The organism is Rhizobium sp. SYY.PMSO, assembly GCF_046840415.1.
GTDB lineage: Bacteria > Pseudomonadota > Alphaproteobacteria > Rhizobiales > Rhizobiaceae > Rhizobium.
On the sequence record NZ_CP177349.1, the window covers coordinates 803,448 to 816,033 of the forward strand.

Genomic DNA, 12,586 nt, shown 5'->3' on the forward strand with positions numbered 1-12,586 from the left:
ATTGCAAAATCCTTGCGGCGAAACAATGACACTAGGAATTCTCCGCCGTTTCGACGCAAAAGAGCCGGCATAAAGCCGGCCCCTTGCAATTCTGATTGGTATCAGAACGTTGCGTCCTGCACGCTGCCGAGGTTGACGTCGCCGAGCGTACGGAACGTCAGGCGAGCGCCGATCGACCAGTCGCTCGCCGAACTGGCGGTCGTATCCTTCTTGTCCAGGAACGATATGCTGAAGATCGTGCATTCGTCCTCATAGGAGAGACCCACGCCCTGACGGGTGATCTCGTTGCTGTTCAGATCGTAGCTGACCGTGCCGAAGACCGACCAGTATTCCTTGAACTTGATCTGGGCGCGCGACTGGATTTCATCCTGGTTGCTGGTGAAGCCGTATTGCGGCTGCGCGGCAATATGCGTGTAGATCAAGGACGTCTGGAATACATCGTTGGAGAAGCCGACCGATGTATCGCCGCGGCGGAAGGCAAAATCCTTCTCGTCGAAGCGATAGGATGTCGAGAGCGATATGCCCTGCGGCGTCGTCAGGCCGAACATGGTGACATAGTCGGAACGGCTCGTTTCAAGCCCGGATTCCGCACCGGCCGCCGCCAGATCGTCGGTTGCAAACGAGTTGCGGCCGGCAAGCTGATAGGACTGGCCGAAAATATGCTGCAACTTGTAGCCGCTATCGAAGCTGGCGGTATAACGCCAGCCCAGATTGGCCCTCGTGCCGCCTTCGATGCGGTCGAAGCCCGAGAACTTGTCACGGTCGAACAGATTGGTGGCGTCGAAAACGAAGCTCTGGGCATCCTCGTTCGGCAACCGGCCCGCAAGCTGCTCATCCGGACGCACATAGATCTGCGCAATGGGCTCGAAGACGTGGGTGCTGTTGTCCGTGGTGATCAGGAACGGGTACTTGGCTTCGAGACCCGCTGTGACCATGCCCCGGGTCGCGTAATCGCTGCTGTCATAGTTGCCGGGATAGCTGAAGGACGAGCCCAGGGAATTGGGCGAATCCATATCCAGGCCATAGACATCGCCGCGCGCGGCGGCCAGCGGCGTCAGCACCAGGCCCTCATCCGTGGTGAAGGTACGCTGCCACTGCAATTCGGTGCTGAGGCGCGTATAGCTTCCCGAAAGGCCCAGGAAGCGATCGTTCAGGCTGGAGTCGCCGAGATTGACGGCGTTGTCGAGCACCGACGCCTTGTCACGCGACAGGTGCGTGAAATTCATCGTCGCCGACAGTTCGCCGCCATAAACCGACTTCGGATCGACATAGTGATAGTCGATGCTCGGATAAACATACGCCTGCTGCTTCTGCGCTGTGGCGTTGTCGTCCGTGTCCTGCACGTTATAGTAGAAGGCGCGCATATCGAAGAAATTGCGCTTTCCGATACCGGTCAAATAGGCTTGGTTCGTATGAGTGCTCTGGTTGAGCCCCTCCAGGCCATAGGTGCGCGAGAAGTTGTTGTCGCTCTGCGCCATGACATCCCAGCCGAAAGTCCAGCGAGGATTGATCTTGAAATCCGCCTTGGAGCTGATCATTCCGCGCGTTTTATGCTCGGCATCGGTTGTACCGGCCGTGAAGGAGTCCGGATTCATCTGGCTGATGCCGGCAACGCGCAGAATATGCGTGCCGTTCTCGAAACGCTGGCGGAATTCACCCTCCAGCAACAGGCCCTGATTGGTGAAGCCGGTTGCCGTGACCGTCGCATCCATGCTCGGCGATATGACGTAGTAGTAAGGAACCCTTACACCGACGCCGAGACGCTGCGAGACCGTTACCGACGGAAACAGGAAGCCGGATTTGCGCTTGACGGTATTGTCCGGAACCTCGATCCACGGGACATAGGCAATCGGCTGGCCGAACAGCTCGAAACGGGCATGCTCAAGGCGGACCGTGTGGGTCACGCCGTTTTGCACGACACGCTGGGCCTTGACTTGCCACAGCGGCGCGCGGCCTGCCTCGGAACAGGCCATGCAGGCGGTGTAGACGCCCTTCGTCAGAATCATCTGCGTGCCGCCCACGCGTTCGCCCTTTTCGGCGGCGAGACGCGTATTGTCGGGCATTTCGATGCGCAGCGCGTTCACGAAGCCGTCGGAGAAGCTGTCGGTGACATCCATTTTGTCACCATACATGCGATTGCCGTCCGGGCTGATCAGCTCGACATTGCCGATGGCCGTCATCCGCCCGGATTTCTGATTATATTCAACCTTCTGGGCGACCATCTTGTAGCCGCCATAGTTGATCTGGACCGCACCGCTTGCGGTGACGATCTGCGTATCCTTGTTGTAGACCAGTTCGTTGGACGAAAGGACCAGCTTTGAGCCGTCGGGCACCTTCACCTTCACAGGAGAAGCCACCGCGCCGGCGCCGCCATTGCTATTGCTGGCCTGGGCGTAAGCTACGGCCGGACTCATAATATACGCACATGCGGCCGTGCCCGTAACGAGGGCAGCCACAATCTTTCTGATACTCTTGCGGTTGCCTGCCGCCACTTAGCCGTCCTCCTGATGAAGCAGGATCGTTGCTCCGAATGCCAATGCGACGATCACGGGTATCCATGTCGCCACGAAGGGAGGAACCACTCCGCTGCTCCCGAATGCCTTTACCAGCACGGAGACAACATAAAGCACGAAGCCAGAGAGGATTCCACCCAGAATCACAGAGCGCGATTGATTGAATCTACTGAATTTTAACGACACGGTTGCCGCAATCAACGTCATTGCCACAAGCAGGAATGGCTGTGACAACAGTGAATGAAGCTGCGTCTCGAGAGCGTTGGTCGATATGCCGAAGGAGCGCGCGACCTTTATTCGATTAGAAAGATCATAAAAAGCAATGGTTTCTGGTTGAGCCAGGCGCTCGGAGACGAAGTCCTGTTTCAGATTCGTACGAACCTGTACCGAACTCTTATGATCCGGTATTTCGCCCGGCCGCCGCTCGACGACATTGTTAAGAAGCCAGTAACCATCTTCCAATTTTGCCGACTGCGCGTCCTGCCGGAGGACGATATTTCCCTGTGAATCGAAGTGGATAAAGACAACGCCCATCAGCGTCGTTCCATTGTCCAGAATGGCCTTGGCGCCGATGATGGTGTCGTCCTTTCCGCTCGACTGACGCAGCCACGGAATGGAAAGCTTGTTATGATAGGAGGGGTCGCCGCGCAGGTCCGCTTCCATCGTTTCCGCCTGGCGTTGCCCCCATGCGGCCACCGGATTGAGGGCGAGCATGGTCAGCAGTCCCACGCAGAAGGCGCCTATTATGAATGGCGTCATGAATTGCCAGACGGAGATGCCGGCCGCACGCGCAATCACCAGCTCGCGCCGCCGGTTGAGGGCGATCAAGACCGTCATGCCGACGAAAAGCGCGATGAACGGCACGGTCTGTTGCAGGATGAACGGCAGTCTGACCGCCGTCATCACCAGACCGAGAGAAACGCTATAGCCAGGCAACCCCGCGAGCCGGCCGGCGGTTTCGCTGAAATCGACCAGATAGACGATCGAGATGACGCCCAGGAAGAACCAGAACGTCGTCACGATATAACGCGTGAAGAAATAACGCCCGAGCGTGCCGAAGATCATGCACCGCTCCCGTTCGAGCCGTCCGGTGCAGCCGGAATGCGATCCTGGATCCTTTGTCGCCAACTGCTGAGACGGTTTCGGATCGATACCGGCATCGTCATCTTGCGGTTACGCATCAGTAGCCCGATGGCGACAAGCGCCGAGATGATGTTGATGCCATAGAGAATGCCGATGAAGTTGGGTGCGTTGTCGATCTGGTTGGCGGCATAGAAATCGGCCCAGCGCAGCGCGAAGGCTATCGTCAGCGCCGATACCATCGGATGCAGCCGCGCCTCGCGATGCGAGCGCGCGTCGCCGGCGATCACCAGGGAGATCAGCGCGAATATGGCCGGGAGAGCCCATTCGTTGAGACGCCGGTGCAGCTCCGCCCGATAATTTCCAGGTTTCGCCTTGTAGTCCGGGTCGTTCGGATCCGGATTGAGCAGGAAGCCGAGATCGCGGTCGCTGGCGCGCAGCGTCGCCTGTCCCCGGCTCTGCGTCATGTCGGAAAGGTCGAAGGCATAGGAATCGAATTTGATGACGGAGACGTTGCCGTCGGCCGTCTTGCGATGCACCTCGCCGTCTTTCATCAGCAGGGACGTGCCGCTCGGATCGACTGCACCTTCCTTCGCATAATAGATGAGATCGAAAGCGGGATCGCGGGAATCCACCACGAACAGTCCCTTGAGGATGCGGCCCGACAGGCGCTGCGAGATCTGGACATAGAGCCCGTCTTCGATGCGCCGGAAATTCTTCTCCTCGATCACGGTCGAAAGCAGGTCGGCATAGGCTTCCGCCACCATCTGACGGGCGGCGACGCGGGCCCTGGGCTCGACCACGTTATCCACGAAAAAGGAGAACAGGCTGATCGCGATCGCAAGAATCATGATCGGGCGGATGATGATGCCCCGCTTGGCGCCTGCCGCCTCCATGACGGTCAGCTCCGAGTCGCTGTTCATTGCCGTCAGCGTCTGCGTGATGCCGATGACCAACGCAAAGGGAAGAACGATCGGAATGATCGTCGGCAGAATCAGCGTCGCGAGCTTCGCGAACGATCCCATCGACTGGCCGCTATCCGTCACGAGGTTGATGCGCTGCAGAACCTGGGTGGTCCAGATAATGGCGAGCACCGGCAGCAGCGCTACCAGGAACATCATACCGACACGCCGTACGATATATGTCTCGAATAACTTCATGCCGGCCCTTAAACGCAACAGCTGCCGGGCGAGCCGACAGAGATTCACCCTCATCTACGCTGTTTACGTTTTTTTGGCGACAACCAACTCGAAAAAAAATCGTTAACTTTCCGAGATTCTTCTGTCGTGTGTCGTTTGGGATAATGCCAGCAGGGCGGCGAATATGACAAGCGATGACAGCCAGCCGAGGACGGCGTCCGACAGGTAGTGCCCGCCAAAGGCCACCCGGAGCGACGGAATCAATATGGAGACTGTGGCGATCGGCATGGCCGCAGCGGATCGATACGGCTGCGGGATGATGAAGATCAGGCAGAACAGCCAGCCCGCCGCGGCGGCTTCGCCCGAGATGAATGAGCAGTTGCTGGCGCATTTGCCGGCAAAAGACCCGGCATGGACGAAATCGAGCGTGCCGCCGAAGAGATCGGTTTGCCTCGGACGCGGACGGCCGGAGAGGGCTTTCAGCCAGAGATTGACGATCAGCACCGGCCCGATCAGCAATGCGCCGAGCGCGATCTTGAGATTGCGTGCCCGAAGCCGGTTGAAGGTAGCGCCATGATGTTGCCAGCATCGGAACAGCATCCAGCAGAGGAGGGCGGCGGCCACGTAGGGAAGCTGGAAGAACATTTCCCTCAGGAGACGCATATGGGGATCGTCATTATAGGGAAAAATACCGCAGATCTGATCGGGCCTGACGCTCGCAAGACATCGTTGCGGCAGAAAAAACATGTTTGCGACGGCAAGGTCGATCTGGGGGAAGAGCGAAAACAGGCCGAGCAGGCCCCACCACGCGCAGAAGAGGCCGATGAAGGCATCGCCGGCCGTGCGAGGCCGGAGGATTTCCGGAAAGCGGTCCTCGCGATCGAGGCTGGCAAAGTCGATAATCAAGGCAGCATTCCACAAAAAGATCGGACCGCCCGAGGCGGCAAATCATCATGGGACGGAGCCTAGCCGTGCAAAATGACAGGGATTTGAAGCCCAGGGACCGCGCTCCGCGGAGATTGCCGTGCCAAACGCTTGTATTCCCTAGTCAAACCTTGAATGATGGTTTCGTAGAAATTCTCCTGATTACGACGCATGAATATTGGAGCGGAAATGTCTGCGAAATTCGAGATCTCCTTCGCCAAGTCAGCTCGCCTTAACGGCGGCCTGGCCATTCTCCTGAAAAGCACGGACAGCGAGCTGCCGGCGGGGGCGGAGAGCGCCGATCCGGCCAATATCTTCGCCAAGGCTTCCTCCGTTGCCGGCTTCAAGAGCAAGGCGCTGACCAGCGTGGATATCATCGCCCCCGAATCCTCGCCTGCCGACCGGATCGTCGTGATCGGCGTTGGCAAGGTGAAGGCGCTGGCCGCGCACGACTGGCTGAAGCTCGGTGGCAGCGCGGCGGCAAAAATCCGCAACGTCGAGAAGGTCGCGATCTTTCTCGATGCGCCGAACGTCGAGGTCGGAGCCAAGGAGGCCGCCGATTTTGCCCTGGGCATGCTTCTGCGCGCCTATAGCTTCGATACCTACAAGACGAAGAAAACCGACGACGATGAGAAAAGCGGCTCGCGCAAAGCAGTGAAGGTCACGATCGTCACCCAGGAGGCGACGGCCGCCAAGAAGCTTTACGCAACCTCGGAAGCAGTGGCGGGCGGCGTGATCCTCGCCCGCAATCTCGTCAACGAACCACCGAACGTTCTCGGTCCCGTCGAATTTGCAGCCAAGGCCAAGGAGCTCGAAAAGCTCGGCGTCGAGGTCGAGATTCTGACGGAGCGCGAAATGCGCCGGTTCGGCATGGCCGCTCTGCTCGGCGTCGCCCAAGGGTCGGCCCGGCCGCCGCGTCTGGTGGTCATGCAGTGGAAGGGCGGCAAGGCGAAGGACAGGCCAGTGGCTTTCGTCGGCAAGGGTGTCGTGTTCGATACCGGCGGCATTTCCATCAAGCCGGCCGCTGGCATGGAAGAGATGAAGGGCGATATGGGCGGCGCGGCTGCAGTCACCGGCCTGATGTATACGCTCGCCGCCCGCGAAGCCAAGGTCAATGCCATCGGGGTCATCGGCCTGGTCGAGAACATGCCTGACGGCAATGCCCAGCGCCCGGGCGATATCGTCACCTCCATGTCCGGCCAGACGATCGAGATCATCAATACGGATGCCGAGGGCCGGCTCGTTCTCTGCGATGCCCTCTGGTACACGAACGATCGTTTCAAGCCGCAGTTCATGATCAATCTGGCGACCCTGACCGGCGCCATCCTCGTCGCGCTCGGCAATCTGCAGGCCGGCCTGTTCAGCAACGACGACAAACTGGCCGGCGAGCTGACCGCAGCTGGTCTCGTGACGGCCGAGCGCCTGTGGCGGATGCCGCTCGGCAAGGAATACGACAAGATGATCGACAGCAAGTTCGCCGACATGAAGAATACCGGCGGCCGCCATGCCGGCTCGATCACGGCAGCGCAGTTCCTGAAGCGCTTCGTCGGCGAGACCCCTTGGGCGCATCTCGATATCGCCGGCACCGCCATGGGCTCGGTTCAGGACGAGATCAACCAGTCGTGGGGGTCCGGCTTCGGCGTGCGGCTGCTCGATGAACTCGTCCGCGCCGGCTACGAATCGTGACCAGCCGGATTTTGTGAGATAGAAGAGGCCGCATGACCGACGTTCTCTTCTATCACCTGACGGAATCGAAGCTCGAAGACGCCCTGCCGCCGCTGATCGACAAGAGCGTCGAGCGCGGCTGGCAGGTTGCGGTGCAGATGCGCGAGCCGGCGCGGCGGGATCTCCTCGATGCCCATCTGTGGACCTATCGCGAGGATAGCTTCCTGCCGCACGGCACGGACGAAGGCGAGATGGCGGATCGGCAACCCGTGCTGCTGACGGTCTCGCCCGACAACGCGAACAATGCGACGGTGCGTTTCTTTATCGATGGCGCCGAAGCAACGGATGTCGGCAGCTATCAGCGCGTCGTGCTGATGTTCGACGGCTATGACCAGGAGCAGCTGGAAAGTGCGCGCACCCAATGGAAGCGCCTGAAAGGCGAGGGGCATAATCTTACCTACTGGCAACAGACGCAGGATGGCCGCTGGGAGAAAAAGGCCTGAGCCTCGCCGGAATTGTTCGGAAGGTTCGCGGCGAGCAATTCCTGAAGGGCGCGCAGCGATCTTCCATCCGGCTATGTCTTGTTATCGATGGATAGGCCGGCTTTGCGATTGCGTGAAAGGCTGGTTTCTCAGTCGCTTTCTTCGAGGATCTTCTGGATGAAATCCTTCTTCGCTGCGGTATAGGCGGCGCGATTGTCGGCATATTTTGATGCCAGCTCGATTTTCAGTGCCTCGTAGGCATGCGCCAGGTCCGGCCTCTTGCGCATCCGGTCGCGGAAGGTGAGGAAGTTGCGCCAGGTCGGGCCGCCATGCTCGACCACATGCACCAGATGCGTGCGGGTGTCTCCTTCGATATCGTGCCCGAAGATGTGATCGTCCGGTACGATGTTGCTGCCGGCGTAGACATAGCCGATGGATGCCATCGGCTCGATGCAGGCGAGGCCGTCTTCGAAGCGCCGAACGCCGACGGCGATATCGATGATGGGCTTGGCCTTGATCTCGGGGATGGAGGTGCTGCCGAAATGCTGGACATCGACGGCAAGGTCGCCGAGTGCGTTGCGAATGGCGGCTTCTTCCAGCAAATAGGCGTCGTGCCAGCTCTGATTCGGCTCGGCGAGCTTGACCGACTTGTTGCCGACGCCGAGCCCGAATGATTGTTCACGTTCCGATGCCATCGGCAACTCCCCGATGAAGACAATGCGCCACGCTAGCATGTTGCGGGGCGCGTTGTCTGTATCGGCCAGGACGCGTCAATCGTAAAAAGCTTCGACGAATTTGCGCTTGCCGAGCATGAAGGCGTCGGCGACGTGGCGCAACGGCGAAACGTCGACATCGGATGCGCCGGCTTTGACGATCTCGGCGAAACGGCGGTAGAGCGAGGGATATTCGGCCTCGGGTGCCGAGGACTTCAGCTCGCCATCGACGGAAAGCTTGGCACCGCCATCGGCCAGAATCATCTGGCCTGCATCGGTCTCGGCGACGATATCCCAGCTCTGCTTGCCGGTCTGGCGCCAGTCGAATTCGGCGTGGACCGCAAGGCCCGCGCCGCTCTTGAAATGCAGGTCGGCGGCGATCGGCGAATCCCGGTTTTCAGGAAACTCCAGCGTTGCGCCGGTCAGGAAGAGGGGCGGCAGGATATGGGTCACGATCGACAGCGCGTTGATGCCGGGATCGAAGACGCCGAGCCCGCCGGCCTGCCAGATCCATTCCTGGTTCGGATGCCAATGGCGGACGTCTTCCTTCCAGATCACATGAACGCTTTGGATCTTCGTTCCGGCGAGCAAGGTCTTTGCTGCCTCGACAGCCGGCGCATAACGCGAATGCCAGCTTGCGAAGAGCGAAACGCCTTTGGCCGCAGCGAGATTTTCGAGGTCGGCGACCTCGCTGAGCGTCGCGCCCGGCGGCTTCTCGAGGAAAACGTGCTTGCCGGCCGAAAGCGCCTTGTAGGCGGCCTCGTAGCGATATTGCGGCGGCATGCAGAGCGAAACGGCATCGATTGCCGGCACGGCATCGAGCATCGTCTCGATGCTCGTGAACGCCGGAATGCCGTCGACGGTGCCGTGACGGCTTGCCGTGGCTATCAGTTCGAAATCCGGATTGTTGGCAATGGACGGGAGGTGCTGGTCGCGGACGATCTTGCCGACGCCGACAATAGCGAGGTTGATGGGGGACATGAGTGTCTCTCGATTAGTATGATTATTGATCTGATCTTTAGCAGAATGCCGCATGCGGGCAAGGGCGGCAAATGGCGAATGCAGGCGTTAGTTCCAATGTGCAGGCATGATACCCGGCATCATCGCGCTTGGAAAACCGGCGCCGGCTCTTGATTCGCCGTTTGAAATCGGCACTCTGGCTCCGCGCAGTAAAAAAGAGCTTCGGAAAGAACTCTGCGGGGGGAAATCATGAAAACATTGCTCGGCTTCAGCCGAATCGTCGACTATTTGACCGAGGTTATCGGCAAATCGGTCTCATGGCTCATTCTGGTCGCTGTCCTGGTCAGTGCCGGAAACGCCGTCGTCCGCAAGGTCTTCAATACCTCGTCCAATGCATGGCTGGAAGCGCAATGGTATCTCTTCGGCGCAGCCTTCATGCTCGCCGCCGCCTATACGCTCCGGCAGAACGAGCATATCCGCATCGACATCGTTTACGGCTCGCTGCCTCGCCGGGTGCAGCACTGGATCGATCTGCTCGGCCATTGCCTGTTCCTCATGCCCTTCGTGCTGCTGATGGTCTATGACCTCGTGCCTTATGTGCGCAGCTCCTTCGTGTCAGGAGAAGTCTCTTCCAGCGCCGGTGGCCTGATCATCTGGCCGGGCAAGGCGTTGCTGCTGGCCGGCTTCTTCCTGTTGGCGCTGCAGGGGATTTCCGAGATCATCAAGAAGATCGCCATCATGCGCGGCGATATGGACGATCCGGCCCCCTACGTTCCGACACATGCGCCTCTCGAAGTCGAGACGCCGGCCGGGGAGGCGCGTTGATGATCGAATTCATTGCCGTGAACATGGCACCGATCATGTTCGCCTCGCTGATCGTTTTCCTGCTGCTGGGCTATCCCGTCGCCTTCGCGCTCGCCGCCAACGGGCTGCTGTTCTTCTGGATTGGCGTCGAATTGGCGCCCTATTCGGGCGGCAGCATCAACCTCTCCTGGCCGCTTCTCAACGCGCTCCCGGATCGGTTCTGGGGCGTCATGTCCAACGACACGCTGCTGGCGATCCCGTTCTTCACCTTCATGGGCATCGTGCTGGAACGGTCCGGCATGGCGGAAGACCTGCTCGACACGATCGGCCAGCTCTTCGGGCCGATTCGCGGCGGTCTCGCCTATGCGGTGATTTTCGTGGGCGCTCTGCTGGCCGCGACGACCGGCGTCGTCGCGGCCTCGGTTATCGCCATGGGGCTGATTTCATTGCCGATCATGCTGCGCTACGGCTATGACCGGCGGGTCGCTTCCGGCGTCATCGCCGCTTCCGGCACGCTGGCGCAGATCATCCCGCCGTCGCTGGTGCTGATCGTGCTGGCCGACCAGCTCGGCCGTTCGGTCGGCGACATGTATGCCGGCGCGCTCATCCCCGGCCTGGTGCTGACGGGCATCTACATGCTCTACGTGCTCATCATGACCATTGTCAGGCCGGGCTCCATGCCGGCCTTGCCGAAGGAGGCCCGCTCGCTTGGTTCCGGCATCACCTCCCTATTCATCGCGCTGCTGGTCTGCGCGGGCGTGGCTTACGCGGCGCATGTCTATCTGACGCCGGTTTACGGTGAGAATGCCGATATCCTCGGCGCCACCGTCGGCGTCGCCTTCATCTTTGCCGCTGCCGTGCTCGACAAGGGGCTGAAATTCAACCTGATGTCCCGGCTGGCGCAGCAGGTCATCATCGTGCTCATCCCGCCGCTGGCGCTGATTTTCCTGGTGCTCGGCACGATCTTTCTCGGCATTGCGACGCCGACGGAAGGAGGCGCCATGGGGGCGGTCGGCGCGCTGGCGATGGCTGCGGCCAAAGGCAGGCTGAGCATGGAGGTCGTCCGCGCGGCATTGACGTCCACGACGCGGCTTTCGGCCTTCGTGCTGTTCATCCTGATCGGCTCGCGCGTCTTTTCGCTGACCTTCTACGGCGTCAACGGACATGTCTGGGTCGAGCATCTGCTGGTGTCGCTGCCCGGCGGCGAGGTTGGTTTTCTGATCGCCGTGAACCTGCTCGTCTTCGTGCTGGCCTTCTTCCTCGATTTCTTCGAGCTCGCCTTCATCATCGTGCCGCTGCTGGCGCCTGCTGCCGACAAGCTCGGCATCGACCTGATCTGGTTCGGCGTGCTTCTCGGCGTCAACATGCAGACGAGCTTCATGCATCCGCCTTTCGGCTTCGCGCTCTTCTACCTCCGCTCGGTGGCAGCGCGTGTGCCCTATCTCGACAAGGTGACGGGCAAGCAGATCGCGCCCGTCACGACGGGACAGATCTATTGGGGCTCGGTGCCCTTCGTCGGCATCCAGATCCTGATGGTGGCCTTGACGATCATGTTCCCGCAGATGGTCATGCACTACAAGGGAGCCGATACGGGCGTCGACCCCAACACGATCAAGATCGAGGTTCCGGGCTTCGGTGCTCCGGGTCAGAATAATGGCGACAGCCCCGGCCTGCCGGGCCTGCAGCTGCCGGGTGGCAGTCCGTTTGACGGCAAACCGGCCGACCAGGGTGGCGGTCAGTCAAATCCGCCCGCCAACGATCTGAGCCAGCCGCCGTCTTTTAACTAGAGATAAAGATACCTTCTCCCTTCGAGGAGAAGGTATTCATCTGTGCCAAGATTTCGTTGAGGCAACTGTCCAACCTGCTTCGGCTTTGTCGATTATCTGCAGCCTTTTGCCTTCATTGTATTCTGGATCGACAAGACCTTGCCTTTGGTGACGGAGATGACGCCTTCTTTGTCTCCGCCGGTCACGCTGGACATCGGTACGCCAATCAGGAAGACACCGAAGGCATCGCCGTTAGCCGCGTTATTCTGTTGTTTGGATAGGCTTGTAAGTTTTCCCTGCTCTGCATTGAGTTCCCGCGTGAGGCCGGTGCAATCGAGGTTGGAATAGGCCGCCATCGGAATTTCAGTCGGGACGATGGCATCAGGACGTTTGGCGCAAGCGGCGAGTGGCAATAACGCGATTACTGCAAATTGCTTTCTATTCATAATATTCCCCAGCGTTGAGACAGCAATAACTAGCAACAACGCAGGCGAGAATGGAGATGGAATGTCAATCAACCACAGGCTTTTTCGTGCCCGA

At 59.8% G+C, this 12,586-nt stretch carries 11 protein-coding genes; 4 read left to right on the forward strand and 7 right to left on the reverse strand.

Going from position 1 to position 12,586, the window contains the following annotated elements; all coding sequences use genetic code 11:
* Positions 1-101: 101 nt before the first annotated feature.
* From ACJJVH_RS03915 to ACJJVH_RS03930, 4 genes are all read right to left on the reverse strand, one after another.
* Positions 102-2,492, reverse strand: a complete 2,391-nt coding sequence (locus tag ACJJVH_RS03915; protein WP_112797139.1) for an LPS-assembly protein LptD — start codon at positions 2,490-2,492, stop codon at positions 102-104.
* Entirely contained in the window at positions 2,493-3,578 is a 1,086-nt protein-coding gene (gene lptG / locus ACJJVH_RS03920) for an LPS export ABC transporter permease LptG (RefSeq protein ID WP_112797141.1), read from the reverse strand.
* Positions 3,575-4,753, reverse strand: a complete 1,179-nt coding sequence (locus ACJJVH_RS03925) for an LptF/LptG family permease (protein WP_112797143.1) — start codon at positions 4,751-4,753, stop codon at positions 3,575-3,577. The genes lptG and ACJJVH_RS03925 overlap by 4 nt, the downstream gene beginning before the upstream one ends.
* A 102-nt stretch (positions 4,754-4,855) precedes the next feature.
* Positions 4,856-5,638, reverse strand: coding sequence for a phosphatase PAP2 family protein (locus tag ACJJVH_RS03930; RefSeq protein WP_412064779.1), 783 nt, complete (start codon positions 5,636-5,638; stop codon positions 4,856-4,858).
* A 207-nt stretch (positions 5,639-5,845) separates the two neighbouring features.
* Here ACJJVH_RS03930 and ACJJVH_RS03935 point away from each other — a divergent pair, with 207 nt between their 5' ends.
* Both ACJJVH_RS03935 and ACJJVH_RS03940 read left to right on the forward strand, forming a co-directional pair.
* Positions 5,846-7,342, forward strand: coding sequence for a leucyl aminopeptidase (locus tag ACJJVH_RS03935; protein ID WP_412064780.1), 1,497 nt, complete (start codon positions 5,846-5,848; stop codon positions 7,340-7,342).
* A 32-nt stretch (positions 7,343-7,374) separates the two neighbouring features.
* Positions 7,375-7,824, forward strand: a complete 450-nt coding sequence (locus ACJJVH_RS03940; protein WP_112797145.1) for a DNA polymerase III subunit chi — start codon at positions 7,375-7,377, stop codon at positions 7,822-7,824.
* 128 nt (positions 7,825-7,952) lie between these two features.
* On the opposite strand, the gene ACJJVH_RS03945 is transcribed toward ACJJVH_RS03940, so the two are convergent.
* Together ACJJVH_RS03945 and ACJJVH_RS03950 are read right to left on the reverse strand one after the other, a co-directional pair.
* Positions 7,953-8,498: a GrpB family protein gene (locus ACJJVH_RS03945; RefSeq protein ID WP_412064781.1), complete on the reverse strand. Its 546-nt coding sequence runs from the start codon at positions 8,496-8,498 to the stop codon at positions 7,953-7,955.
* Positions 8,499-8,573: 75 nt separating this feature from the next.
* Complete coding sequence (locus ACJJVH_RS03950; protein ID WP_412064782.1) at positions 8,574-9,497, reverse strand: Gfo/Idh/MocA family protein; 924 nt, start codon at positions 9,495-9,497, stop codon at positions 8,574-8,576.
* A 228-nt stretch (positions 9,498-9,725) separates the two neighbouring features.
* Between ACJJVH_RS03950 and ACJJVH_RS03955 the strand changes: the two genes are divergently transcribed.
* Complete coding sequence (locus ACJJVH_RS03955) at positions 9,726-10,301, forward strand: TRAP transporter small permease subunit (protein WP_113385165.1); 576 nt, start codon at positions 9,726-9,728, stop codon at positions 10,299-10,301.
* Positions 10,301-12,067, forward strand: a complete 1,767-nt coding sequence (locus ACJJVH_RS03960) for a TRAP transporter large permease (protein WP_113385164.1) — start codon at positions 10,301-10,303, stop codon at positions 12,065-12,067. Before ACJJVH_RS03955 ends, ACJJVH_RS03960 begins: the two co-directional genes overlap by 1 nt.
* 92 nt (positions 12,068-12,159) lie before the next feature.
* Here ACJJVH_RS03960 and ACJJVH_RS03965 read toward each other — a convergent pair whose 3' ends face one another.
* Complete coding sequence (locus tag ACJJVH_RS03965; RefSeq protein WP_113358105.1) at positions 12,160-12,492, reverse strand: hypothetical protein; 333 nt, start codon at positions 12,490-12,492, stop codon at positions 12,160-12,162.
* Positions 12,493-12,586 lie beyond the last annotated feature (94 nt).